We start from the raw sequence: 22,994 nt of genomic DNA on the forward strand, positions 1-22,994 counted from the left end.
CGTCAGGCATTCCTGATTCGGCAGGCGAGCTCTCGGCGGGACTCTTTCGAGGCACCCCTTTCTCACCGGCAGCCCGCTCAGGGGGGCTGCCGGTACCTCTACCTACATTCCTGAGGGGGCGGCCTCATGCGATTCGTCAGCCGGTTTGCGACGGTGGCAGCGCTTTCAGCCATTCTGACGGCGCAAGCCGCCGCGGTGGCTCCGCCTTGCCCGGAGGGGCTCTGTCCCGGCCTCGGCAAGGCGTTTTATCTCCCCGTGACCAATCTCCTGGATGCCAAGGCCAACAGTGGTGGTCGAGCGGTCTTCAAGGACACCCGTATCGGCAGCTGTGCTACCCAGGTCGATCATCAGGAGGGCTTTCGCAGCTTTCGCACCCATGAGAGCGCCAGCCAGCTGACCGAGTCGCTGAACAACACTGTCGAGATCAAGGCCGGTTTCCCGGTGCAGCAGGTGAATATCGGTGGCACGGTCAATGCCACCACCGGACATCAATCGGTGCAGACCGGGGATTTCAAGTCGGTGGTTCTGGACATTGCCTCGGTCAACCTCCTGATTGATTTCGATCAATCCAGCCGCTGTCTGTTTCCGGACAATCTCGACCCCAACTTTCAGGCGGCTTTCGAGGCGCTGGCCCTGCCCAGCCCGGAACAGGCTGGCGAATCCTTCACCTGGGCCGGCTATACGCAATTTCTGCAGAACTGGGGTTCGCATGTGCAGGTGCAGCAGCAGATCGGCAGCCGGGTGCAGCAATGGGTGAGCAGCAAGACCGGCAGCACCGTCTCGACCGATACGCTCAAGGCGAAGGCCTGTTTCGAGCTGGAGGGTTTCACGGGCGGCTGGAGCGCCAGGCCCTGCGCCATCATCGATGCCGGCAAGCGCTATGAATCCTCGACCCAGGACACCAACAATCAGCGTTATATCGCCGGCGGCACGGCCGCGACCCGCACGGCGCTGCTGAGAGATTTCAACGAGAAAAATCTGCAGGATTTCATCGATGCCGCCCACCTGGGCGATCAGCCCGTCGCTTACCGCTACCTGCCGCTCTGGTCGGTGCTGCAGGAGGTGTATCGGGCGCCCTGCGGCCAGGCCGGCAAAGATTCGGCTGCCTGCAAGAACCTGCAGCGGGCGGTGGCGTTGCAAGCGGCCTACGAGGGTTTTGGCGCCTACGCCTGCAACAGGCAGGTCGACGGGCGCAATGCCATCATTCAAACGCTACGCGCACAGGGTCCGGACAGTCTGGGCATCTATTATTTCGCCTGCCATCAATCCAAGACCGGCTGCCGGGAGAACAGCGATTGCAAGGTGTATCCCGGCGAACTCGCCTTTCAGTGCTACTGTGAGGGGCCCGGCTGCATCGACGCCAGCGCCATCAGCGGAATCCTCCAACGCCGCAATTTCGTGCGCGGCGAGGCCGAATACGACTATTGGGATTCCGACAAGGGCGTGAATGCCTCTTGCCAGGACAAGATCCTCAGCTGCAACTGCGACGAGGGCTGGTCCGGCGGTCCGCTGGCCCGCGACATCTGGGATCAGGCGCTGAGCGGCACCGGCGCGAGGGTTGCCTCAGGCCGCACCGCGGCATCGGCAAGCACGGCAAGTGCCATCCAGCCGGCGGAGGTCGAGCCGTCCGAGCCGAACTTCTACACACTGCATGTCGACGTCGGCACCCAGGAAATCCTCACGCCCGCGGAGGCGCGCCGGGCTGAAAAGGCGGCGCAACGGGCCGAAGCGCTGGGCGATACCAGACATAACCGGGTCTGGAGCGAACCGGCGGGCATCGACTGCCCGGGCCTGTGCGAGGCGGCTTTCCCCAGGGGCACCACGATCACCCTGCGCTACGAGGAAAACCTCGACCATCAATTCGTCGAGTGGACCGGCACGGCTTGCTATAAACGCACCAACCAGCAAGCCACCCGCGGCAAGACCTGCCTGATCGAAAGCATGGGCGAGGAAAAGCGCGTGGGCGCGGTGTTCAGGATCGCACCGAAATGAAGAGCTGGTTCGCACGGCGCCAACCGTTTTCGTCTCTCCCTAACGCCCGGCTGTCCCGGGCAATATCGCCCCAAGAAACACCACGCGCAGAGCCGCATATGTCCACCGTCCTGGAACGCATGACTCGAATCGCCCTGTTCACGATCGCCGCTATCGTGTTGGCCCCACAGGGCACAGCGACCGCCGATGCGCGGGTCGATAACGTCTTTGTTGCCTATACGCTGGTAGCGCCAGTGGCGCAGGTGCCCTCCGGCTTGCTGGCCAGGGCGGTCGTTCCCGCCGGGGGCACCTGTCCTGTCTTGCGGGTGAAAAAAGGCAGCGGTGGGAGCACGGCCTGGTCCAAGGTGCCGATGTCCGAGCGCAGGCCGCCCGATACCACCTATCCCGCCTTTTCCGCCGTACGGGTCTGCGAGGCGGCCATACCGAGACACTCGCTGGCAGCAAGGGTGTTGGGCCGGGACATCCCCGCGCACATGCCGTCTCGCATCAAGCGGCTGGCGGTACTGGGCGACACCGGTTGTCGGGTGGGGCAGCAGGATTGCAGCAATCCCGACAGGTGGCCATTGGCCAGGACGGCCGAACGTATTGCCGAGGGCAAGCCACATGTGGTCCTGTTCCTGGGGGACTTCTTCTACCGTGAGAAACCATGCCCGGCCGATCAGTGGCAATGGTGCGGTTCGACGCCGGAACCGATCGAAGGACCGGCGCCTGATTTCTTCAAGTTCTCCGATACGGATTACAGCTGGCTGGCCGACGTCTTCATACCGATGCGCCCATTGCTTGCGGCGGCCCCTCTGGTGGTGGTGCGCGGCAATCATGAGGCGTGCAGCCGTGGCGGCAACGGTTATTTCCTCTTCTTCGACCCGCGCCGGGATACGGCCAATGTCTGCGCGCCGAGCGTCACCGGCGGTCCCGTGCCAGTCAACAGCATTACGCCCAGCTGGTCTGCCGACCTGAAGATTCGTCCCGACTGGCGGCTGCGCCTGGCAATCGTCGATTCCGCCAGCCCGGAAAAGCGTGGTGATTATGATGTCGTTTCCTATGGCATCAACTGGGCCGAGGCCTACCGTCCCTTCTTCGCCCAGGCAGCCGGCTTCACGGCACCGCAAGCGGGTGTCGAGTCTTGGTTGCTGACCCACCGGCCGGTCTTCGGCATCGCCCATGAAACCGCGCCCGATCTCTGTCTTGGCGCGGCATCCTGCACCCTTTGGACGTCCGTCCCCAACCAGTCGGCCGCCTATGGGCTGCTGGACAACTACAGCCTGATACTGTCCAGTCATATTCATCTTGCGCAAAGCACGCAAATACCCGGACAGCCGCCTCAGCTGGTGCTTGGGAATGGCGGCACCCACCTTGAAACGGAGGTCGATTATTCGCTCCCGCTGGCGGGCGGGCCGCTGACGGGGGTCAAGGATCTGCCGGCCTGGGTGACGCAGCCTTATCCCACGGCTACCTCGAGCTGGACGGACGTCCGTTTCGGTTACGCCATACTCCATCCCGGCAAGCGCAGGGGGGAATGGCGATGGCAGCACATGACCCCGGAGGGCAGGGTATTCGCCCAATGCGAGCAGGCCGGGAGATCGTTCGACTGCGCTTCCCGGGTGGCCCATCCGGAACCGTAGGGTGTTTGGCGGGGGCGGCCGATCAGGCCGCTGACGGCTCCCTAGAAGATATAGGGATGCGCCGCGCTGAAGCCATGGACCTTGGCACGCGGCTGGAAGACCGGTGGCTGCCAGGGATCGGCGGTCTGGCCGCTGAGGAACCGGGCCAGCCAGAGGGCCTGCTGGCGGATGGGCATGACGTAGGCATAGATGCGGCCATCGGCGCATTCGGCGGCGTCGCCGAGGGCGTGGATGGCCGGGTCCGTGGTGCGCAGGTAGCCGTCGACGCGGATGCCGCGCCCGATCGCGAGGCCGGCGGCCTCGGCCAGCGCCGTGCGCGGCTTGAAGCCGGTGGCGACGAGGATGCCGTCGAATCCGCCCATGCGCTCATCGGCCAGCCGGATGGCCAACTGGTCGCCGTCCGCCTCGAAGGCTTCGGCACCGGCATTCAGGCGTACCTCGATGCCCAGGCCTTGCAGCACCGTCAGCAGGGTGGCGGAATCCTCCTCCACCAGCTGGCGTTCCATGAGGCGTGGCAGGGCATGGAACAGCACCACCTGGTCGCCGGCCTTGGCGAGATCGGAGCCGACCTCGCAGCCGATCAGCCCGCCGCCGATGACGGCCCAGCGCGGCGTCCTGCCGCCGGCTAGGATGCCCGCGCGCTCCCGGCGCAGGGCGATGAGGTCGTCCAGGCTGTTGATGACCCGGAACCGCTGCTCGGAGCCACGGAACGGTGGTGGTACGAAGGCGTCCGAACCGGGCGCCAGCACCAGCCGGTCATAGCCGATGCTGGCTTCCTGGCCGTCCTGGCGGCAGGTGACCGACCGGGATGGCCGGTCGATGGACAGGACCTCGATGCCGGCACGCACCTCGATGCCCTCGGCCCGGAGGGCGTCGAAGGATTTCAGGACAATCCTGGTTTCCACATCGTCCTGTGAAAAGCCGTGGGAAAGCATGGGGCGCGAATAGTAGCCATGCGTTTCCCGGGTCAGCACGGTCAGCCGGGTGTCGGGGGACAGCTTGTGCAGTTCCTCGGCCAGGAGAATGCCGGCCATGCCGGAGCCGATGATGACGATGTGCATGCGGGTGCCTCAGCCGAGTGGACGAATGCCGATGCTGGCGCGGATTTCCTTCATGAACGGACCGCTGTAGGCGCGGGCCTTGGCCGCACCTTCCTGCAGCGCCTCCTCGATTTTCCCGGGCGCTTCCAGCAGCGCCTCGTAGCGCTCGCGAGCGGCCTTGAGATGGTCGTTGAGGTATTCGAACAGGATGCCCTTCATCTCGCCCCAGCCGATGCCCTCGGCATAGCGGACGCGGATGGCGGCGGTTTCCTCGGGCCGGGCGAAGGCCTTGTAGAGGCTGAACAGGGTGCAGCTATCGGGATCCTTGGGCTCGCCCGGCTCCTGCGAGTTGGTCTTGATCTTGTTGATGAGCTTGCGGAACTTCTTCTCCTCCAGGAACAGCGGAATGGTGTTGTCGTAGCTCTTGCTCATCTTGCGTCCATCCAGGCCGAGCAGGGTGGCGGTGTCCTCGCTGATGACGGCCTCGGGGATGACGAAGTGCTCGCCATAGATATGGTTGAAGCGGCCGGCGATGTCGCGCGCCATCTCGATGTGCTGGACCTGATCGCGGCCGACCGGCACCCGGTGGGCGTTGAACATCAGGATGTCGGCGGCCATCAGCACCGGATAATTGAACAGGCCCATGGTGACGCCCTTGTCCGGGTCGCTCTCGCCGCTGTCCTGGTTCGCCTGTACGGCGGCCTTGTAGGCATGGGCGCGGTTCATCAGGCCCTTGGCGGTGACGCAGTTGAGTAGCCAGGCCAGTTCGGCAATTTCCGGCACGTCGGACTGGCGGTAGAAAACGGCGTTGGCGGTATCCAGTCCCAGGGCCAGCCAGGTGGCGGCGATTTCCAGCGTCGATTGCCGCACCCGCTCGGGGTCCTGGCACTTGATGAGGGCGTGATAATCGGCCAGGAAATAGAAGGGCAGCACATCATGCCGATGGCTGGCCTCGATGGCCGGGCGGATGGCGCCGACGTAGTTGCCAAGGTGGGGCGTACCGGTGGTGGTGATGCCGGTCAGGACATGCAGTTTGCTGCTCATGAATGCGATGGTCTGGACGTGAGCGATGGGTGAATCGTCAGGGGAACGGTCGGTCCCCGGCAAGCGTCGAACAATAGCACAGGGCCTGTTGCGGGCGAAGAGCGCGGGTTGCGGTCTGGCGCCAGAGGCAAGTCTGGTCCGCCCCAGGCGGAGACCCGGCGCCGGGTCTGCATTACAATTGAGTGCTTTGATGTCCGTCCGGAGAACCCCTGTGAACCATGAGCCCCCCGCCAGTCCGGGGGAAATGCCCCTGAACAGCGAGGTGGCCTACCGTCCCATTGCCGAAGCCGCTGCCAGCAGTGGCCAGGGCATCGCCCTCAGTGGCGACGGCATCCGCTTCCGTGGCCCCCGGGCACTGAAGCCGGGCACGGCGGCCGAAGTGCGTATCGCCCCCGTCCGTGGTCTGTCGCCGCCGCTCACGGCCTATATCGAGGTCAGCCGCTGCGATGCCGAGCCCGGCGGCGAATTCCGGATCGCCGGGGTCATCAAGGGCATTCGCAGCGAGTGACGCCCGTCCTGCCCGGATCTTCCTCCAGTTTGTCTTTTCCCATGTACACCATCACCAAGGACGTCTATTTCTGCTACGGGCACCGTCTCATGGCGCATCCCGGCAAATGCCGCCATCTGCATGGCCACAGCGTGAAGGCGGCGATCACCGTGGCCGCGCCGGCGCTGAACGAACAGGGCATGGTGTGCGATTTCGCCGACATCAGCGCCGTGGCGCACCGCTACATCGATACCGTGCTGGATCACAACCTGTTGCTGCATCGCGACGATCCGCTGGTGCCGGCGCTGGAACAGGCCGGCGAGCGCTTCCTGCTGCTGGAAGAACACCCGACGGCGGAATGCCTTGCTCGCATGATCTACGAGGAAGTGAAGGCGCAGGGCCTGAATGTGCAGCGGGTCTCCCTGTGGGAGACGACCAGCGCCTGTGCCAGCTACGCCGAGCCCTGACGCCGGTCCATGAGCGTTTTCAATCCGGTCGAGAAATCCCTGTGCCTGCATCAGCTGTGCGAAGCGAACTACGCCCGCCTGTGCCGCCTGGTGCCGGATCTTGCGCGGCGCGAGCGGGCGGCCGTCGCCACCGCGCAGGGCAAGCCGGCCCTCTACCTGCGGGTGGTGGAACGTTCGCCCTTCACGCTGGTGGTGGAACTGACCCATGACTTTGCCGCGGGTTACGAGGCCGGGATGGAGCCGGCCGTGCGGCTGCGTGTCTGTCTCGACGCGCAGACCGTGGAGATGCTCAACGACGCCGCCCGGCCGCGGGTCCATGAGGCGCTCAGCGGCGATCCGCTGCCGGAGGCGGTACTGGACTACAAGTGGTCGCTGAACTACTTCCTGTCCCGCTGGCTCGACCATTGCCTGGCCAGCCGTTACCGCTTCGGCAGCGAAGTCCGGGAAACCGAGGCGCGGCTGGCCTCGGCCTGACGATCATCGCCGGGGCAGGGACTGGCTCCGCCGCCTGACCGGCGTGACTTATGCCGCTCGCTGCCGCCGCCAGGCGCTGGCCACGGCGACGAAGGCCAGAAAGTCGTAGAGGGCGTGGATCAGGATGGGGGTCAGCAGGTTGCGTTCCGGTCCGACGTCCAGCATCAGGCCCAGGTAGAGTCCGCACACCCCGGCCAGCAGCGCGTAGACGGGCGTGATCCAGTGGACCAGGGCGAAGGCAAGGTTGCTGAAGACGAGCCCGCCCAGCCAGCCCCAGTCGAGCTCCAGCCAGGGTTGCAGCAGCCCGCGGAACAGGATTTCCTCGGTGATGCCGGCCAGGAGTCCCAGGTAGAGCAGTTCCGGTCCGCTGCACGCAGCCAGCAAGGGTCCCATCTTGTCGATCAGGAAACGCCGGATCTCGCGGGTGGCATCCAGCCGGTCGGACAGCAGGAACAGGCCATAGAGCGGCAGTGTGCCGAGGGCGCCCCAGAACAGACCGGTCGCGTCGACGCGCAGCGCCGCCACGGGGTCGATGTCCAGCAACCCGCCGAGCGCGTAGGCCAGCACCACCAGGCCCAGTTCGAAGACGCTGGCCAGCCAGAGGAACTGTCCCCGGGTCAGTCGCATGCGGATGGCGGGTCGCGCCAGTCGCGATAGGGATGGGAGGCCAGGCAGGTGTTGTAGTAGCGCGGGTCGTGGGTAACTTCCTCGCCGACCCAGGCGGGTTTCTCGAAGGGCTCGTCAGGATCGTCCAGCTCGATTTCGGCGACCACGAGGCCGGCGTTGGCACCTTCGAAAACGTCCACCTCCCAGGTATGCCCGCCCACATCGACCAGATGCCGGGTTTTTTCGATCAGCGGCTTGCAGGTGAGGGTATCGAGCATGCGGTGCGCATCCGCCAGCGGGATGGGGTAGTCGAACTCGAGCCGCTGCGCGCCGATGGTGACGCCCTTGAGGTTCAGCCAGGCGCTGTCTCCGGCGATGCGCACACGCACCGAGCAGTGCTGCTCGTGGTTGAGATAGCCCTGGCGCATGCGGGTGGCGCATCTGGCCTCGGTCCGCCAGGCCTCCGAGCGCACCAGGAACTTGCGCTCGATTTCCAGATGGGAGCGGTTACCGTTCACCAGCCCAGCAGTTTCCGCCGCAGACGGCTGATCGGGGCCTCGAAATAGAGCAGGCCGGCGATGCTGAGGATGACCGCCGCCGCCAGGTAGCGTCCGGCGACCAGGGTGCCCATGCCGGCCAGCAGGGCGAACAGGGTCAGCATTTCCTTGAAGGCGAGCAGCAAGGCGTCTCTCTCGTTCATCGCGCCATTCTCCGGCATCAGGCTTCTTGCAACTGGTCCTGGGCCCACTCTTCCCAGTAGGGCTTCGGGTGGAAGCGTTCATGCAGGAAATCCACGAAGGTCCGCACCTTGGCCGACAGGTGCTTGCGGTGCGGATAGACGGCGTGGATTTCCAGTGGGGCGGGCACGTATTCCGTCAGCACAGCCTGCAGGCGGTTCCTGCGGATGTCCTGCCCGACCATGTAGGTCGGCAGTATGACCAGGCCCAGACCGCTGAGTGCCGCGATGCGCAGGGCATCGGCGACGTTGGCCTGCATGGTGCCGCCGACCTTGATCACGGTGGTCTCGCCGCCGGGAATGTTGAACTGCCAGTGATCGCGCGGCGCCATGCTCATGTTGATCAGGCAGTTGTGCTGGCGCAGTTCCTCCGGCGTCCTCGGCACCCCATGCCGGCTGAAATAGGCCGGCGATCCGCAGACTACCCGCTGCGAGGTGCCGAGCGAGCGCGCGATCAGGCTGGAATCCTGCAACTCGTCGAGCTGGATGGCCAGGTCGTAGCCCTCCTCGATCAGGTCGATGCTGCCGGTCTGCAGGCTCAGCTCCACGTGCACGTCGGGGTAGACCTCCATGTAGGCGCCGATGGCGGGGGCCAAGTGATAGGAGCCGAAAAAGGGGGTGGCGCAGACCTTGAGCAGGCCGCGTGGCTCGGTCTGCAAGCGGGTGACGGCGAGCTCCATCTCTTCCATGTCGTCGAGAATCTGCCGGCAGCGCTCCAGGTAGACCGCGCCCACTTCCGTGAGGTTGAGGTTGCGGGTGGTGCGGTTCAGCAGCCGGATGCCCAGGCCGTTTTCCAGCTGCATGACGTGTTTTGTCGCCATGGCGCGCGACAGGCCCAGTTCCTTGGCCGCGGCGGCAAAGCTGCCGGCCTTGGCAACCTTGCTGAAGACCAGCATGCTTGTCAGTTTATCCATCTCGACAGGTCAGACTATTGTTGTTGTTTATAGAAACAATCAGCAATCTTTATTGGATATTGTAAACCGATAGTGTTGTCATGTACCACGACCTCGACCCGAGGTCGACACCGATGGAGGTTTACCATGCAGCGTACTTTAGGACTATTACTTGCTTTAGTCACTATCGCAGGGGCTGCCCGGGCCGAGACCGAGCCGGCCGCCCGCCAGATCGCGGAGGCGGCGGCGGCGCAGTGGAATGCGGCATTCGCGCAGGGCCGTGTCGAGGATGTGCTGTCTCTGTATGCCGACGACGCCCTGCTGTTGCAGCCCAACGGCACGGTTGCCCACGGGGCCGGCCAGATCCGCGATTTCTGGCAGCAGCTCATGCGGCAGGGCGCCTATGCCATGGACGTGCTCGACGTCCGGCGCGAGCTCGACGGCACGATCGTCACCCGGATCCGGTTCTCGGATGTCAAGAGCATGCCGAGTGTCCGCCCGCAGACGATGAAGTACCGCTACGGCGGCGTCATCTACAGCGTGCTCAGGCAACAGTCCGATGGCCGCTGGAAGGCCGAGGTGCAGCGCTGGGACCGCGACCGCAATATCTGAGGTCACTCCCCGCTGTGTATTCGACACGTCCGATCATGATGGATGAACCATGAACGACCGGCGGATTGCGGCCCTTGGTCGCCGACGAAACGAGAGCTTCCCCTGGAAGCTCTTTTTTTGCCCGGCGGTCTGGTGTCGCGGCGCCATGCGCGCGGGCCCGGGATCGGCGCCAGCTTCCCGGCCCGCGGCCCGATGTCCGGGGCGTCCGGCCCGGTAACCGTCATGCTGCCCGACTTTGCCCGTCCGGCCACGGATGGTAGACTGATTCCATAGCAATTCACTAGGGATTGCGTCATCAACCCTGCCGGCGATCGCCGGCGGTATTCAATCGACGATCGAGATGGAGTTTGCATGAAGCACGAGCTGCCCCCCTTGCCCTACGAGAAAACCGCACTGGAGCCTTTCATCACCGCGGAGACGCTGGAATACCACTACGGCAAGCACCACCAGGCCTACGTCACCAACCTCAACAACCTGATTGTCGGTACCGAGTTCGAGGATCTCCCGCTCGAGGAGATTGTCCGCAAGTCCTCCGGCGGTATCTTCAACAACGCCGCCCAGGTCTGGAACCACACCTTCTACTGGAGCTGCATGAAGCCGAACGGTGGCGGTCAGCCGACCGGCGCGCTGGCCGAGGCCATCGACAAGGCCTTCGGCTCCTTCGACGCGTTCAAGGAAGCGTTCACCAAGTGCGCCGTCACCACCTTCGGTTCCGGCTGGGCCTGGCTGGTCAGGAATGCCGACGGCAGTGTGGCGCTGGTGAGCACCGGCAACGCCGGCTGCCCGCTGACCAGTGGCCAGACGCCGCTGCTGACCTGCGATGTCTGGGAGCACGCCTACTACATCGTCTACCGCAACGCGCGTCCCAAGTACGTGGAGGATTTCTTCGGCGTCATCAACTGGGACTTCGTCGCTGCCAATTTCGCCGGCTGAGCCGGCGTCCGCGGACGCTCGCAAAGCCGCCGGGCGCCCTGCGTGCCCGGCGGCTTTTTTCTGTGCCGCGATCGGGCGTCCAGCCCCTTCCGCGGGCCGGGTTTCGAGATTCGTCCCGATATCAAGCATAATTGCCCGCCGGCGTATCCCCGTGTTGCGCCTTTCCCGTCCACCACCATGGAGTCGACCGCGTGCGCACCTGGATTTCCCGTTTGCCCCTGCTGCTGGCCCTGGGCATGGGCCAGCCCGCCCTGGCCGAGGAGGCCACCTATGGCGAGATGGTCCGCGCCAAGCTGGCCTCGGGCATCACCAACATGGCTTTCGGGCTGGCCGAATTACCCAAGAACGTCATCAACACCTCGAACGAGGTGAACGTGCTGCTGGGTGCCACCGGCGGGGTCCTCAAGGGCACCTTGCACACCCTCGGCCGTCTCCTGGCCGGAACCCTGGATTTCATCACCTTCCCGGTACCGTCGCAGCCGATCACCCATCCCGCCTACGTGTGGCAGCAGTTCGGCACCGACACCACCTACGGACCCTTCTTCGACATGAGCCGCAAGCTGTCCGAGGAGCGGACCCGCCTGCCGGCGGCAGCGCCGAGGGCGCCCTGACCGGCGGGCGGTAACCGTCCCATGGCGCAGGTCTCGGCCCCTCCGGCGGCCGCCGGGCTGGATGCACTGACCCGGGCGCTGCTGTCCATCAGCGACACGCTGCTGTTCGTGCTCGACGAGCAGGGTCGTCTGCTGGCCGCCAGCAGCAGCGCATGCCAGCGACTGGGCCTGGCGGATCACCCGGTGCCGGGCGAAGACCTGCTGGGGCGGCTGGGCTTCGCGGCCCAACGGCTGGCCGCCGAACATTTCGACGCCGCCGGGCCCCGCTGCCTGGGCGAGATCGAACTGACCCTGCCCGACGGCGAGCGCGCCAGGTTCCAGGCCCGTCTGGCGCGCAACGCCGGCCCCGGCGCCTGGTGCTGGCTGCTGGCGCTGGAGGACGAGGATGCCCAGTTCTGCGATGTGGAAGCGCATTTCCGCGCCATTGTCGACACCATCACCGACAGCGTCATCGTCATCGACGAGCACGGCATCATCCAACTGGTCAACCCGGCCGTTACCCAGTTGTTCGGCTACCGTCGCGAGGAACTGATCGGCCACAGCATCAACATGCTCATGCCGTCGCCGGAGCATGACCGTCACGACGGCTACCTGCGCCGCTATTGCGCCACCGGCGAGCCGCACATCATCGGCGAAGGCCGCGAGGTTGTCGCCCTGCGCAAGGATGGCCAGCGGTTGCCCATCTATCTGGCGGTCGGCGAACTCGGCTACGATGGCCCGCACCGTTTCGTCGGCATCATCCACGACCTGAGCCCGCGCCGGCAGGCCGAGGAACGCCTGATCCTTTTGTCCAGCGCGGTGGAGCAGGCGCCGGCCGGCATTCTCATCACCAGTCTCAAGGGCGAGATCGAATACCTCAACGCCGGCTTTACCCGGCTGACCGGCTACACCGCCGAGGAGGTCATCGGCCGCAACCTGTTTGCCGCCAATTCCGTGCTGCCGGCCATCGCCGGCAATGCCTCGCTGTGCTGGCGGCTGCTGTCGGTGCGGGAATGGTGCGGCGAGCTGGCCGACCGCCGCAAGACCGGCGAGGCTTACTGGGCCTCGGTGACGTTCTCCCCGATCCAGGACAAGCAGGGCGTGGCCATGCGGCTGCTGGGGCGCTTTCAGGACATCACCCAGCAGAAGCACGACCAGGAGGCACTGGCCGAGAGCGAGGAACGCTTCAGCGAGGTGGCCCGGATGGTCGGCGAGTGGCTGTGGGAACAGGATGCGGCGGGCTTCTACACCTACAGCAGCGACGCGGTCGAGGACATCCTCGGCTATCCGCCCGAGGCCATCATCGGCAAGCATTATCTCGACCTCCTGACCGAGGCCGACCGCCACCTCTGGTCCAGCACCCTGCCGCCGGCCGAGCGCGTCAAGGGGCCCTTCAAGCGGCTCATCAACCACTACCGCCATCGCGACGGCCACGAGGTCTTCACCGAATCCTCCGGCGTGCCGATCGCCGACGACAAGGGTGAAACCCAGCGCTGGCGGGGCGTTGACATGGACATCACCGAGCGCAAGCGCAGCGAGGACGCCCTGCGCCTGCGCGAGCGCGCCATCGAGGCCGCCAGCGTCGGCATCGCCATCGCCGACGCGCGCACTCCGTACTTCCCCAACATCTACGTCAACTCGGCCCTGTGCCGGATCACCGGCTACGACGAGAGCGAGCTGCTCGGCAACAGCCTCCGTCTCCTGCAGGGACGCGGCACCGATGCCGCCGCCCGCGAGAAGATCCGCCAGGCGCTCGACAGCGGTGGTTCCTGCGAGGTCATCATCCGCAACTACCGCAAGGACGGCACCGGCTTCTGGAACGAACTGCTGCTGTCGCCCGTGCATGACGAGCAGGGCGTCCTGACCCACTACATCGGCATCATCGCCGATGTCAGCGAGCGCCGCCGCGCCGAGGACGAACGCCACGAACTGGAAATCGCCCGCCAGATCCAGATGTCCCTGCTGCCGAAAGCGCCCCTGCGGCTGTCTGATGTCGAGGTGGCCGGGGTCTGCGTGCCGGCGGCGCAGGTCGGCGGCGACTACTACGACTATTTCCAGCACGGCGACTGCATCGATGTCGTCATCGCCGACGTGTCCGGCCACAGCGTCGGCGCCGCCCTGATCATGGCCGAGATGCGCAGCACCCTGAAGGCGGAACTGCGCCGCACCCACGCCGAGCTCGACAGCACCGCCCAGCTGCTGGGGGCGCTCAACGAGGTCCTGCACGCCGATCTCAGCGGCGCGGACCTGTTCATCACCATGTTCTACCTGCGCTATAACCGCAAGACCCGGCGTCTGCGCTACGCCAGCGCTGGCCACAACCCGCCCTTGCTGCTGCGCGCCTCGGCCCCGACCTGCATCGGCCTCGATGCCGAAGGCCTGGTGCTCGGGGTCAATCGCCAGGTCCGCTTCCTCGAGGAGGAGATGCAGCTGGAGCCGGGCGACCGGCTGCTGCTCTATACCGACGGCGTCACCGAGATGCAGAACAGCCACTGCGAGTTCTTCGGTTGCAAGCGCCTGTGCAATGCCTTCTCCGGTCTGCGGCAGCAGACGGCCGCCACCACCCTGGAGAGCCTGCTCGATCAGCTGCGCGAATTCCGTTCCGCCAAGGTATTCATGGACGACATCAGCATGGTGGCCATGAATGTATTCTGAGCTGGTGCCGGCGCGCCCCGCGCGGCGGCCACCCGTCCCGCCCCTGCTTCCCGTAACCCTGTCGAAAGCCATGGCTGTCCGCTCACTTGCCCTGCTGTTCGTCTCCCTGCTGGCCGGCTGTTCTGGTGGTTCGCCGGATGCCGGGCATTATCAGCCCGATTACAACCGCGGTCTGACGCTCTACAACGCCCAGTGCGGTTCCTGCCACGAGGACGGCCGGCTCAACGCGCCCTCGATACACGACCAGGAGGAATGGGATCCCGGCACCTTGAGCCGGCCCGGCGTGATGCGCCAGCACCTGGCGATGAACTGGCTGTCCGCGGCGCGTTCCGCCCCGCTGTCCGAGTACGACGAGGCGGACGTGCTGTTCTATCTGCAGCAGGAACTCGGCAAGGCCGAATCGAGCTACTGAGTGGTGACCGGCCGGCGCCGGCCCTCAGGGCGGGGCGGCGCCGGCGGTCTTGTCGGGATACTCGCACAGATCGCCGATCGGGCAGCTGCCGCAGCGTGGCTTGCGGGCCGTGCAGGTGTAGCGCCCATGCAGGATCAGCAGATGGTGCGCGTCGCGCAGGAACGCCCTGGGGGTGGTGCGCGCCAGCCGCTGCTCGACGGCCAGGACGGTCTTGCCCGGCGCCAGCCGCATGCGATTGGCGACGCGGAAGATGTGGGTGTCGACGGCGATGGTCGGTTCGCCGAAGGCGGTGTTGAGCATCACGTTGGCCGTCTTGCGGCCCACCCCCGGCAGCGCCTCCAGGGCCTCGCGGGTGCGTGGCACCTCGCCGCCGTGCCGCTCCAGCAGCTGCTGGCAGAGGGCCACGATATGCCGGGCCTTGCTGTTGAACAGACCGATGCTGTTGATGTAGGACTTCAGGCCCTCCTCGCCCAGCGCCAGGATGGCCGCCGGTGTCCTGGCCACCGGGAACAGCCGGCGCGTGGCCTTGTTGACACCCTTGTCGGTGGCCTGCGCCGACAGCACCACCGCGATCAGCAGCTCGAACGGGGTCTCGTATTCCAGCTCGGTGGTCGGCTCCGGAATCACGGCGGCCAGCCGCTCGAAGATCTGCCGGCGTTTGTCCGCGTTCATGGCTGCTCCCGATCAGCGGGGAAAGGCGCCTCGACCAGCCGCACCCGCGCCCGGGGCGTCGTCGCCTGACGAGCGGCGTCGAGGCGATTCTTCAGCGCCAGCATCAGCCCCAGCCCGAAGAAGGCGCCGGGCGGCAGCAGGGCCAGCAGGAAGCCGCCGTAGCCGGATATGACCTCGACGGTCCAGCCGGCGGCCCCGGGGCCGAACAGCTGCTCGGCGCCCGCCAGCAGCCGGCCGGTACCGAGCAGCTCCCGCAGACCGCCCAGCAGCGCGATCACCAGCAGGAAGCCCAGCCCCATGAACAGCCCGTCCAGCACGGCATGGGTCACCGGCTGTCGCGAGGCGTAGGTTTCGATGCGGGCCAGGATCGCGCAATTGGTGACGATGAGCGGGATGAACAACCCCAGGGTCCGGTGCAGTTCGGGAAAGCCGGCCTGCATGACCAGATCGACGGCGGTGACGATCGCCGCCATCAGCAGCACGAACAGCGGCAGCCGGATCGCCGGCAGGACGCTGCCGCGCAGCGCCGAGACCAGGCCGTTGGACAGCACCAGAGTGGCGGTGGTCGCGAGCCCCAGCGCCAGGCCGTTGATCAGCGTGGTGCTGACGGCCAGCAAGGGGCAGAGTCCCAACAGGGCTACCAGCCCGGGGTTGCGGGACCAGAGACCCTCGCGGGCCAGTTCGCGCAGGACGGCGGGGGAGGGTGTCATGGCGGTGCAGCTCCGGTGGCAGGGATGGGGACGGGAAAAATGGCCTCGCGGTCGCGCGCGAATACGGCCAGGGCCTCCCGCAGCGCCCTGACGACGGCCCGCGGAGTGATGGTGGCGCCGGCGAACTGGTCGAAGTCACCGCCGTCGCGGCGTACCGCCCAGCGCCCGGGCGACGGGTCCTGCAGCGAACGGCCGGCGAAGCGGCCGATCCAGTCCGACTTGCCGATCTCGATGCCGTCGCCGAGGCCGGGCGTCTCCCGGTGCTCCAGCACGCGTGCGCCGGCCACTCGTCCGTCCGGGCGGATCGCCACCAGCAGGCGGATCGCGCCGCTGTAACCGTCGGGCGCCATCACCGGCAGGACCGCAGCCACCGGCTCGCCCCGCCGGCGCAGGCGATAGACCGTGACCGGGCCGGTCTGTCCCAGCCGCGCATCCCGGATGAACCCGGTATCGCGCAGCGGATCGTTATCCCAGGTGTCGGTGGGCACCAGGCTTGCCAGCGTGTCGCGCAGCCGGGCTTCGGCATGGGCCGCGATGCGGTCGGCGGTCAGCGCCTGCAAAAGCCACAGCGCCCCCATCGCCAGCAGTCCCAGGCCGCCCAGTTGCCAGGCCGGCTGCCGGGTCATCCGCTCGATCAGCCAGGCGCGGTTCACCGGTCGTGCCCGTAGACCCGTGGGCGGGTCCAGTGGTCCAGCGTCGGTGCCGCGAAATTCATCAGCAGCACGGCGAAGGCGATGCCGTCGGGATAGCCGCCGAAGGTCCGGATGACGTATGCCAGCAGCCCGATGCCGGCCCCATGCAGCAGCCGCCCGCGCGGTGTCGCGGGCGCGCTGACCGGGTCGGTGGCGATGAAGAAGGCGGCCAGCAGCGTACCGCCGCCCAGCAGGTGGAACAGCGGCGACGGATAGCGGGCGTCATCGGCCAGATAGCCGGCCACGGCGCAGAGCGCGAGCATGGCCAGCATGGCGGCCGGCAAGCGACCGTCAAGTATCCGCCGCCGCCACAGCCACAGGCCGCCGGCCAGGTAGGCGAGATTGCTCCAGGCCCAGGGCATCAGGCCGGCCAGGCTGTCGTCGCGCCGGGGCAGCGCGCCACGGCTGAGTTCGGTGCGCAGGACATCCAGCGGCGTCGCCCGCGCCAGCGCGTCCAGCTTCTCGCCGCCGAACTGGCCGAACACCGCCGCCAGACCCCGATCCATGCCGGCCGCGGATGGCAGCCAGTCCAGCGGCACGGGCCAGCGGGTCATCTCGCGCGGGAAGGCGATCAGCAGCACCGCGTAGCCCAGCATGGCCGGATTGAAGGGGTTGCAGCCCAGTCCGCCGTACACCTGCTTGCCGAACAGCACCGCGAACAGGGTGCCGACCACGATGACCCAGGCCGGGGCCAGGCAAGGGATGGCGAGCGCCAGCAGCACGCCTGTCACGCTGACGCTGAGGTCGCCGAGCGCCGGCCGGAGCGGCCGCCCGCGCAGCCGCAGGGCGGCGGCCTCGGCCAGCCAGGCGGTCGCCAGGGCCAGGACGATCTGCACCAGCACGGCGGGACCGAAGACCCCGCACTGCACGGCCAGCCCCGGCACCAGCGCCAGCAGCACGGCGCCCATGACGCCACGCACGCTGCCGGTGCCGGGCGGCGTGGCGATGATGGTTTCAGCGGTTGTCATCGGTGTCCTCCGGGGGTGGCGCGGTTCCGGCACGTTTCTGCCGGGCACGGGCCAGAGCCGCCTGGATGTTCGGCGAGCCGCCCTGTGCCAGCTGCGAACGCCGCCGCTGGGTCGCCTGCTCGCGTTCGGCCTGTTCCCGGGCCTTGCGCGCCAGCCGGGCCTCATGGCGTTGCCGGGCCTGCTCCGCCCGGGCCCGCGCCAGCCGTTCGGCGTGCAGGGCTGCCTTCCCCCGGCGGAAGTGCGCGACCAGGGGAATATGGCTGGGGCAGACGGCATCGCAGAGACCGCACTCGATGCAGTCCAGCACGGCGCGCCCGGCATCCGGTCGCTGGCGGCCACCCGACAGGATCCTGAAGAGTTCCTCCGGCAGCAGCCGGGCGGGGCAGACCTCGGTGCAGGCACCGCAGCGGATGCAGGGTTCGGGTGCATGGACCGCCGGCAGTTCGCCCGGTGCGGCGACCAGCACCGCGTTGACCGAGGGACTGACCGGCACGGCATCCGATGCCGCCGGATAGCCGGTCAACGGTCCGCCGATCAGCAGCCGCTCGACCGGCCCGGCCGGCCCGCCGCAGGCCGCGATCAGCTGGGCCAGCGGCGTGCCGAAACGCACCTCCAGGTTCTGTGGCTGGCGAACGCCGCCACCCGCGACCGTGACGATGCGCGAGACCGGGATCTCGCCCAGCACGGCGGCGCGCTGCAGTGCGGCGCAGGTGGCGGCGTTCAGCGACAGGATGCCGAGGTCGGCGGGCCGGCCGGCGGCGGGAATCTCGCGGCCCGTCAGGGTCTGGATCAGTTGGCGTTCGCTGCCGGCCGGGTAGCGTGCCGGCACGACCGCCACCCGCAGCTGCCGGAGTTCCAGCCGGTCCAGGGTTTGTTCGAGGCTGGCCAGCGCCTCGGGCATGTCCGCCTCGACCGCGATCACGGCCAGCTCCACGCCGAAACAGCGCTGCAGCAACGCCGCGCCGCGCGCCACCGCCTCGGCGCGCTCCCGCAGCAACCGGTCGTCGCAGCTGAGGTAGGGTTCGCACTCGACGCCGTTGACGATCAGGGTGTGCGCTCCTGCCGGATTCGCCGCCAGCTTGGCCGCGGTCGGGAATACCGCCCCGCCATGGCCGGTGATGCCGGCGTCCTGGGCGCGCCGGATCAGCGCCTCCCGCGTGCAGCGCTGCGGGTCCAGCGGCGGCAGGGGCGGGGCCGGCCTGTCCTCGCCGTCGGCGGCGAGGACCAGGCAGGGGCCCTCCGGTGCTTCGCGGAAGGGCTGCGGATGCTGGGCGATGGCGACGAGGGTGCCGGAGGTGGCGGCGTGGATCGGCGGGTCCAGAGGATGGCTGCCGCCGGCCAGCCGGTCGCCGCGCCGGACGGTATCGCCGGGGGCGACGCAAGGTTTGGCGAGGTTGCCATCACGCTGGCGCAGCGGGTAGACCAGCCGCCCGGGCAGGCCGGCCGTGCCGATCGGGCGGGCGTTCGCCGGCGCCTTGCGCGGTTGCAGGTGGCAGCCACCCGGGAAACGCCCCGCCAGCGGATGACGCCGGCTCATGGCGACGTTCCCCCGTCGCGCCAGGCCGGTGCGGCGCCGAGCGGACGCATCTCGATGCAGTCGACCGGACAGGCCGGCACGCACAGGTCGCAGCCGGTGCATTCGGCGGCGATGACGGTGTGCAGGAATTTCGGCGCACCGACGATGGCGTCCACCGGGCAGGCCGGCAGGCACAGCGCGCAACCGATGCAGCGGGTTTCGTCGATGAAGGCCACCGCCGGCGGCTGTTCCGGCCCGAAGGCCGGGTCCAGCGGTTTCGGTTCGCGGCCCAGCAGCTCGGCCAGCCCGGCGACGCAGCGGTCGCCACCCGGCGGGCACTGGTTGATGTCGGCCTCGCCGCGGGCGATGGCATCGGCGTAGGGCCGGCAGCCGGGATAGCCGCACTGGCCGCACTGGATCTGCGGCAGCAATGCGTTGATGCGTTCGCCCAGCGGATTGTCCACGATCCGCAGCCGCTGTTCCGACCAGCCCAGCAGCAGACCGACCACCGCCAGAAGCAGGCCGAGGGCAAGCACCGCGAGCATCCGCCTCAGCTCCGGACCAGGCCGGCAAAGCCCATGAAGGCGACCGCCACGATGCCGGCCGTGATCAGGCCGATGGCGTTGCCGCGGAACGGCGCCGGCACGTCGGCCGTCTCCAGGCGTTCCCGCAGCCCGGCGAACAGGACCAGCACCAGGGTGAAGCCCAGCGCGGCGCCGAGCCCGTAGCAAAGGGATTCCAGCGCGTCATGGGCGGCCTGCGCGTTCAGCAGGGCTACGCCCAGCACGGCGCAATTGGTCGTGATCAGCGGCAGATAGATGCCCATGACCTGATGCAGCAGCGGGTGGAAACGTCGCAGCAATTGCTCGGTCAGCTGCACCAGGCCGGCGATGAGGACGATGAAGGCGATGGTTCTGAGATAGCCGGCATCGAGCGGCACCAGCAGGTAGCGGTTCACCGCGTGGCTGAGCACGGCCGCCAGGGTCAGCACGAAGGTCGTCGCCAGCCCCATGCCGAGGGCCGTCTGCCGTCGCCGGGAAACGCCCATGAGTGGGCAGAGCCCGAGAAACTTGGCGACCACCAGGTTGTTGACCAGCAGGGTGCCAAGCAGGATGGTCAGGTAATGCGTCATGGGTCCAGGGCGGTTTCGTCGACCACGATCGGTCCGATACCCCGCAGCCGCTCGAGCCGCCAGTTCGCCACCGCCCACGCCAGGATCTCGCCGGGCGGGGCGGCCAGCAGCCCGGCGGGCAACGGCTGCCGCAGCCAGGTCAACAGGTGGGCCAGCAGGCGTCCGGGGCGACGGGTCTCGGCCTCCGGCGACAGTCGGCGCTTGCTCAGCTTGCGGCCCTCGGCATCGACCAGCAGCGGCGTGTGCACATAATCGGGCGTCGGCAGGTCGAGCAGCTGTTGCAGGCAGATCTGCCGCGGTGTGGCATCCAGCAGGTCCTGGCCGCGCAGGATGGTCGTCACGCCTTGTTCTGCGTCGTCGACGACCGTGGCCAGATGGTAGGCAAAGGCGCCGTCACGGCGGAACAGCACGAAATCGCCGACCTCCCGGGCCAGCGACTGGCGCACGCGGCCCTGCACGTGATCCTCGAAGGCATAGCTGGCATCCGGCACCATCAGTCGCAGCGCCTGCGGGCCGGTACCGCCAGCCGCGGGCCGCTGCCGGCAGGTGCCGGGATAGATGCCGGACAGCTCGCGCCGCGAGCAGCGGCAGGCATAGAGCCAGCCCCCGGCCTGCAGCCGTTCCAGTGCCTCCCGGTAGCGTTCCAGGCGCCGGCTCTGGTACAGCGGTGCGCCGTCCCAGTGCAGGCCCAGTGCTTCAAGGCTGGCCAGGATCCGGTCGACCGCGCCGGGACGGGTCCGGTAGGGGTCGAGGTCGTCGATGCGCAGGCGCCACTCGCCGCCCTGCGCGCGGGCATCCAGGTAGCTGGCCAACGCCGTGAGCAGGGAGCCCAGGTGCAGGGGACCGCTGGGCGACGGGGCGAAGCGCCCCCGATAGAGGGAGGTGGGGGAGGGCGGGCCGCAATGCGCGCCTTCCGGCATGTCGGATGGCCTAGCCGAGCTGGCGCTCGCGCAGTTCGTCGAGGGTCTTGCAGTCAATGCACTGCGTGGCGGTTGGACGCGCTTCCAGGCGCCGCAGGCCGATTTCGATGCCGCAGGTCTCGCAGTAGCCGTAGTCGCCCCGCTCCAGGTTCTGCAGCGATTCGTCGATCTTCTTGATCAGCTTGCGTTCGCGGTCGCGGGTGCGCAGCTCCAGGCTGAATTCGGATTCCTGGGTGGCGCGGTCGTTGGGATCGGGGAAGTTGGCCGCGTCGTCCTGCATGTGATGCACGGTGCGGTCGACCTCGCTCATCAGCTCCGCCTTCCAGTTGTTCAGAATCTTGCGGAAGTGCTCGACCTGCGCCTCGTTCATGTACTCTTCGCCTTCCGACAGCTGATAAGGTTCGAAGGTAAACGGCGTTGAAAGAGTCTCAGGTTTGTTGTGGCTGGACATTCAAAACTCCTGCTACCGGTATCCGAAAAAATCCGGCAAGTATAGGCAGAAATCGGTGTCAATGGAAATCAGGGCGCCCGGCCCGGGCCGGGCGATCCGGCCGGTGCGCCGGGGCCATCCGGCGGACGGTGGCGCGATGACGGGTGCGCTGCGCATGGCGGCGATCCGCCCCTTTCACGTCATGGAAATCCTCGGCCGCGCCAGGACGCTGGAGGCGCAGGGACGCGATATCGTCCACATGGAAATCGGCGAGCCGGATTTTCCGACGCCGCCGCGGATCATCGCGGCGGCGGAGCGTGCCTTGCGGGACGGCGATGTCACGTACACCCCGGCCGCCGGCCTGCCGGAACTGCGGCTGGCGATCGCCGGGCACTACCGCGACCGCCATGGTCTCGATCTCGATCCCCGGCGGATTTTCGTGACCCCGGGCGCGTCGGGCGCCCTGCTGCTGGCTCTGGGCATCCTGGTCAACCCCGGCGATGCGGTGGCCCATGCCGATCCCGGCTACCCCTGCTATCCCAATTTCATCCGCCTGTTCGACGCCGTGCCCGAGGCGATCGCCGTGGATGGCGCTGAGGACTTCAACCTGTCCGCCGGGCTGCTGGCGGCGCCCCGGGACCGGCATCTGGCCGGCCTCATCGTGGCGTCGCCGGCCAACCCCACCGGCGCCATCCTCGCGCCGGATGCGCTTCAGGCGCTGGTATCCGCCATGGCGTCCGAGGGCGGTTTCGTGATCGCCGACGAGATCTACCAGGGGCTGGAATACGGTGTCGCGGCCGAGACGGCGCTGCGCTGTTCGGATCAGGTTTTCGTCATCAACAGCTTCTCCAAGTATTTCGGCATGACCGGCTGGCGCCTGGGCTGGGCGGTGGTGCCGGACTGGGCCATCGACGCGGCCGAGCGGCTGGCGCAGAACCTGTTCATCTCCGCGCCCACCCTCTCGCAGCGGGCGGCGCTGGCGGCCTTCGAGCCGGACAACCTGGCCGAGCTGGAGCGTCGCCGGGAGGTGTTCACCCGGCGGCGCGACCGGCTGCTGCAGGGTCTGGCGGAGCTCGGCCTGCGGATTCCGGTGCGTCCCGACGGCGCTTTCTATGTCTACGCGGATGCCGGCGCACTGACCGCGGACAGCCACGGCTTCGCCCTGCGACTCCTGGAGGCGGCGGGCGTGGCGGTGACGCCGGGGCTGGATTTCGGCCGCCATCGAGCCGAGCGCTACCTGCGTTTCTGCTATACGGCGGCGGAGGCGCGCATCCAGACCGGGCTGGATCGGCTCGCCGACTTCATCCGCCGCGGCGTGGCGTGAGCCATGCGTCCGGCGTCCCCGTCAGGCACGGCCTGGCCGGCTGGGGTATGATGCCGGCCCTTTGCGA

General features: G+C 67.6%; 26 protein-coding genes. 11 read left to right on the forward strand and 15 right to left on the reverse strand.

Annotated features, from left to right (window positions below):
* The first annotated feature begins 126 nt into the window (after positions 1-126).
* Positions 127-1,992: an MAC/perforin domain-containing protein gene (locus ACH5N8_RS04645; RefSeq protein WP_483282699.1), complete on the forward strand. Its 1,866-nt coding sequence runs from the start codon at positions 127-129 to the stop codon at positions 1,990-1,992.
* A gap of 98 nt (positions 1,993-2,090) precedes the next feature.
* Positions 2,091-3,614, forward strand: a complete 1,524-nt coding sequence (locus ACH5N8_RS04650; protein WP_483282700.1) for a metallophosphoesterase — start codon at positions 2,091-2,093, stop codon at positions 3,612-3,614.
* Between the two features lie 41 nt (positions 3,615-3,655).
* Here the strand turns inward: ACH5N8_RS04650 and ACH5N8_RS04655 are convergent, their stop codons facing one another.
* Positions 3,656-4,675: an NAD(P)/FAD-dependent oxidoreductase gene (locus ACH5N8_RS04655; protein WP_483282701.1), complete on the reverse strand. Its 1,020-nt coding sequence runs from the start codon at positions 4,673-4,675 to the stop codon at positions 3,656-3,658.
* A 9-nt stretch (positions 4,676-4,684) separates the two neighbouring features.
* Positions 4,685-5,698, reverse strand: a complete 1,014-nt coding sequence (locus ACH5N8_RS04660; protein ID WP_483282702.1) for a tryptophan--tRNA ligase — start codon at positions 5,696-5,698, stop codon at positions 4,685-4,687.
* Positions 5,699-5,909: 211 nt separating this feature from the next.
* Here ACH5N8_RS04660 and ACH5N8_RS04665 point away from each other — a divergent pair, with 211 nt between their 5' ends.
* The 3 genes from ACH5N8_RS04665 to ACH5N8_RS04675 are packed head-to-tail and all read left to right on the forward strand — an operon-like array spanning position 5,910 to position 7,126.
* Positions 5,910-6,206, forward strand: coding sequence for a hypothetical protein (locus tag ACH5N8_RS04665; RefSeq protein ID WP_483282703.1), 297 nt, complete (start codon positions 5,910-5,912; stop codon positions 6,204-6,206).
* A gap of 41 nt (positions 6,207-6,247) precedes the next feature.
* Positions 6,248-6,652 (forward strand): 6-pyruvoyl trahydropterin synthase family protein, encoded by a 405-nt coding sequence (locus ACH5N8_RS04670; RefSeq protein ID WP_460027887.1) that lies wholly within the window; start codon positions 6,248-6,250, stop codon positions 6,650-6,652.
* 9 nt (positions 6,653-6,661) lie between these two features.
* Positions 6,662-7,126, forward strand: coding sequence for a DUF1249 domain-containing protein (locus tag ACH5N8_RS04675; RefSeq protein WP_483282704.1), 465 nt, complete (start codon positions 6,662-6,664; stop codon positions 7,124-7,126).
* A 48-nt stretch (positions 7,127-7,174) separates the two neighbouring features.
* Here the strand turns inward: ACH5N8_RS04675 and ACH5N8_RS04680 are convergent, their stop codons facing one another.
* Genes ACH5N8_RS04680 through ACH5N8_RS04695 form a run of 4 tightly spaced genes read right to left on the reverse strand, consistent with a single transcriptional unit; the run spans position 7,175 to position 9,382 of the window.
* Positions 7,175-7,753 carry a CPBP family intramembrane glutamic endopeptidase gene (locus tag ACH5N8_RS04680; protein ID WP_460027885.1) on the reverse strand — a complete coding sequence of 193 codons (579 nt, stop codon included), beginning with the start codon at positions 7,751-7,753 and terminating at the stop codon, positions 7,175-7,177.
* Positions 7,744-8,250 carry a CYTH domain-containing protein gene (locus ACH5N8_RS04685; RefSeq protein WP_460027884.1) on the reverse strand — a complete coding sequence of 169 codons (507 nt, stop codon included), beginning with the start codon at positions 8,248-8,250 and terminating at the stop codon, positions 7,744-7,746. The genes ACH5N8_RS04680 and ACH5N8_RS04685 overlap by 10 nt, the downstream gene beginning before the upstream one ends.
* Entirely contained in the window at positions 8,247-8,432 is a 186-nt protein-coding gene (locus ACH5N8_RS04690; protein WP_483282705.1) for a hypothetical protein, read from the reverse strand. Before ACH5N8_RS04690 ends, ACH5N8_RS04685 begins: the two co-directional genes overlap by 4 nt.
* A 17-nt stretch (positions 8,433-8,449) precedes the next feature.
* A complete protein-coding gene (locus tag ACH5N8_RS04695) occupies positions 8,450-9,382 on the reverse strand; it encodes a substrate binding domain-containing protein (protein WP_460027882.1) in 933 nt (310 codons plus the stop codon).
* Between the two features lie 126 nt (positions 9,383-9,508).
* On the opposite strand from ACH5N8_RS04695, the gene ACH5N8_RS04700 reads away from it, so the two are divergent.
* From ACH5N8_RS04700 to ACH5N8_RS04720, 5 genes are all read left to right on the forward strand, one after another.
* Positions 9,509-9,973, forward strand: coding sequence for a YybH family protein (locus ACH5N8_RS04700; RefSeq protein WP_483282706.1), 465 nt, complete (start codon positions 9,509-9,511; stop codon positions 9,971-9,973).
* Positions 9,974-10,324: 351 nt separating this feature from the next.
* Positions 10,325-10,906, forward strand: coding sequence for a superoxide dismutase (locus ACH5N8_RS04705; RefSeq protein ID WP_483282707.1), 582 nt, complete (start codon positions 10,325-10,327; stop codon positions 10,904-10,906).
* A gap of 191 nt (positions 10,907-11,097) precedes the next feature.
* Entirely contained in the window at positions 11,098-11,517 is a 420-nt protein-coding gene (locus tag ACH5N8_RS04710; RefSeq protein ID WP_483282708.1) for an exosortase system-associated protein, TIGR04073 family, read from the forward strand.
* 21 nt (positions 11,518-11,538) lie between these two features.
* Complete coding sequence (locus tag ACH5N8_RS04715; protein WP_483282709.1) at positions 11,539-14,151, forward strand: PAS domain S-box protein; 2,613 nt, start codon at positions 11,539-11,541, stop codon at positions 14,149-14,151.
* Positions 14,152-14,221: 70 nt separating this feature from the next.
* Positions 14,222-14,563, forward strand: a complete 342-nt coding sequence (locus ACH5N8_RS04720; RefSeq protein ID WP_483282710.1) for a c-type cytochrome — start codon at positions 14,222-14,224, stop codon at positions 14,561-14,563.
* A 24-nt stretch (positions 14,564-14,587) separates the two neighbouring features.
* Here the strand turns inward: ACH5N8_RS04720 and nth are convergent, their stop codons facing one another.
* From nth to dksA, 9 genes are read right to left on the reverse strand one after another with little or no spacing between them, the layout of a single operon-like run.
* Positions 14,588-15,235: an endonuclease III gene (gene nth / locus ACH5N8_RS04725; RefSeq protein WP_483282711.1), complete on the reverse strand. Its 648-nt coding sequence runs from the start codon at positions 15,233-15,235 to the stop codon at positions 14,588-14,590.
* Positions 15,232-15,945: an electron transport complex subunit E gene (locus ACH5N8_RS04730; protein ID WP_483282712.1), complete on the reverse strand. Its 714-nt coding sequence runs from the start codon at positions 15,943-15,945 to the stop codon at positions 15,232-15,234. The genes nth and ACH5N8_RS04730 overlap by 4 nt, the downstream gene beginning before the upstream one ends.
* A complete protein-coding gene (gene rsxG, locus ACH5N8_RS04735; protein WP_483282713.1) occupies positions 15,942-16,598 on the reverse strand; it encodes an electron transport complex subunit RsxG in 657 nt (218 codons plus the stop codon). Before rsxG ends, ACH5N8_RS04730 begins: the two co-directional genes overlap by 4 nt.
* Positions 16,595-17,605 (reverse strand): RnfABCDGE type electron transport complex subunit D, encoded by a 1,011-nt coding sequence (locus ACH5N8_RS04740; RefSeq protein WP_483282714.1) that lies wholly within the window; start codon positions 17,603-17,605, stop codon positions 16,595-16,597. Before ACH5N8_RS04740 ends, rsxG begins: the two co-directional genes overlap by 4 nt.
* Positions 17,592-19,142 (reverse strand): electron transport complex subunit RsxC, encoded by a 1,551-nt coding sequence (rsxC, locus tag ACH5N8_RS04745; protein ID WP_483282715.1) that lies wholly within the window; start codon positions 19,140-19,142, stop codon positions 17,592-17,594. The genes ACH5N8_RS04740 and rsxC overlap by 14 nt, the downstream gene beginning before the upstream one ends.
* A complete protein-coding gene (gene rsxB, locus ACH5N8_RS04750) occupies positions 19,139-19,666 on the reverse strand; it encodes an electron transport complex subunit RsxB (protein WP_483282716.1) in 528 nt (175 codons plus the stop codon). Before rsxB ends, rsxC begins: the two co-directional genes overlap by 4 nt.
* 5 nt (positions 19,667-19,671) lie before the next feature.
* Positions 19,672-20,253 carry an electron transport complex subunit RsxA gene (rsxA, locus tag ACH5N8_RS04755; protein ID WP_483282717.1) on the reverse strand — a complete coding sequence of 194 codons (582 nt, stop codon included), beginning with the start codon at positions 20,251-20,253 and terminating at the stop codon, positions 19,672-19,674.
* Positions 20,250-21,173 carry a tRNA glutamyl-Q(34) synthetase GluQRS gene (gene gluQRS, locus ACH5N8_RS04760; RefSeq protein WP_483282718.1) on the reverse strand — a complete coding sequence of 308 codons (924 nt, stop codon included), beginning with the start codon at positions 21,171-21,173 and terminating at the stop codon, positions 20,250-20,252. The genes rsxA and gluQRS overlap by 4 nt, the downstream gene beginning before the upstream one ends.
* A gap of 10 nt (positions 21,174-21,183) precedes the next feature.
* Complete coding sequence (dksA, locus tag ACH5N8_RS04765; protein WP_460027868.1) at positions 21,184-21,624, reverse strand: RNA polymerase-binding protein DksA; 441 nt, start codon at positions 21,622-21,624, stop codon at positions 21,184-21,186.
* A 136-nt stretch (positions 21,625-21,760) separates the two neighbouring features.
* Here dksA and ACH5N8_RS04770 point away from each other — a divergent pair, with 136 nt between their 5' ends.
* Entirely contained in the window at positions 21,761-22,927 is a 1,167-nt protein-coding gene (locus tag ACH5N8_RS04770; RefSeq protein ID WP_483282719.1) for an aminotransferase class I/II-fold pyridoxal phosphate-dependent enzyme, read from the forward strand.
* Positions 22,928-22,994: the final 67 nt, after the last annotated feature.

The sequence above is a fragment of the Methyloparacoccus sp. NF-16 genome (assembly GCF_056880625.1).

Bases quoted from the DNA above. Each gene is read 5' to 3' on its own strand.
- rsxB (WP_483282716.1), bottom strand. From the start codon at position 19,666: ATGCTCGCGGTGCTTGCCCTCGGCCTGCTTCTGGCGGTGGTCGGTCTG.
- ACH5N8_RS04690 (WP_483282705.1), bottom strand. From the start codon at position 8,432: ATGAACGAGAGAGACGCCTTGCTGCTCGCCTTCAAGGAAATGCTGACC.
- rsxC (WP_483282715.1), bottom strand. From the start codon at position 19,142: ATGAGCCGGCGTCATCCGCTGGCGGGGCGTTTCCCGGGTGGCTGCCAC.
- nth (WP_483282711.1), bottom strand. From the start codon at position 15,235: ATGAACGCGGACAAACGCCGGCAGATCTTCGAGCGGCTGGCCGCCGTG.
- dksA (WP_460027868.1), bottom strand. From the start codon at position 21,624: ATGTCCAGCCACAACAAACCTGAGACTCTTTCAACGCCGTTTACCTTC.
- ACH5N8_RS04705 (WP_483282707.1), top strand. From the start codon at position 10,325: ATGAAGCACGAGCTGCCCCCCTTGCCCTACGAGAAAACCGCACTGGAG.
- gluQRS (WP_483282718.1), bottom strand. From the start codon at position 21,173: ATGCCGGAAGGCGCGCATTGCGGCCCGCCCTCCCCCACCTCCCTCTAT.
- ACH5N8_RS04695 (WP_460027882.1), bottom strand. From the start codon at position 9,382: ATGGATAAACTGACAAGCATGCTGGTCTTCAGCAAGGTTGCCAAGGCC.
- ACH5N8_RS04700 (WP_483282706.1), top strand. From the start codon at position 9,509: ATGCAGCGTACTTTAGGACTATTACTTGCTTTAGTCACTATCGCAGGG.
- ACH5N8_RS04660 (WP_483282702.1), bottom strand. From the start codon at position 5,698: ATGAGCAGCAAACTGCATGTCCTGACCGGCATCACCACCACCGGTACG.
- ACH5N8_RS04720 (WP_483282710.1), top strand. From the start codon at position 14,222: ATGGCTGTCCGCTCACTTGCCCTGCTGTTCGTCTCCCTGCTGGCCGGC.
- ACH5N8_RS04675 (WP_483282704.1), top strand. From the start codon at position 6,662: ATGAGCGTTTTCAATCCGGTCGAGAAATCCCTGTGCCTGCATCAGCTG.
- ACH5N8_RS04650 (WP_483282700.1), top strand. From the start codon at position 2,091: ATGTCCACCGTCCTGGAACGCATGACTCGAATCGCCCTGTTCACGATC.
- ACH5N8_RS04770 (WP_483282719.1), top strand. From the start codon at position 21,761: ATGACGGGTGCGCTGCGCATGGCGGCGATCCGCCCCTTTCACGTCATG.
- rsxA (WP_483282717.1), bottom strand. From the start codon at position 20,253: ATGACGCATTACCTGACCATCCTGCTTGGCACCCTGCTGGTCAACAAC.
- ACH5N8_RS04730 (WP_483282712.1), bottom strand. From the start codon at position 15,945: ATGACACCCTCCCCCGCCGTCCTGCGCGAACTGGCCCGCGAGGGTCTC.
- ACH5N8_RS04655 (WP_483282701.1), bottom strand. From the start codon at position 4,675: ATGCACATCGTCATCATCGGCTCCGGCATGGCCGGCATTCTCCTGGCC.
- ACH5N8_RS04740 (WP_483282714.1), bottom strand. From the start codon at position 17,605: ATGACAACCGCTGAAACCATCATCGCCACGCCGCCCGGCACCGGCAGC.
- ACH5N8_RS04680 (WP_460027885.1), bottom strand. From the start codon at position 7,753: ATGCGACTGACCCGGGGACAGTTCCTCTGGCTGGCCAGCGTCTTCGAA.
- ACH5N8_RS04645 (WP_483282699.1), top strand. From the start codon at position 127: ATGCGATTCGTCAGCCGGTTTGCGACGGTGGCAGCGCTTTCAGCCATT.
- ACH5N8_RS04670 (WP_460027887.1), top strand. From the start codon at position 6,248: ATGTACACCATCACCAAGGACGTCTATTTCTGCTACGGGCACCGTCTC.
- ACH5N8_RS04715 (WP_483282709.1), top strand. From the start codon at position 11,539: ATGGCGCAGGTCTCGGCCCCTCCGGCGGCCGCCGGGCTGGATGCACTG.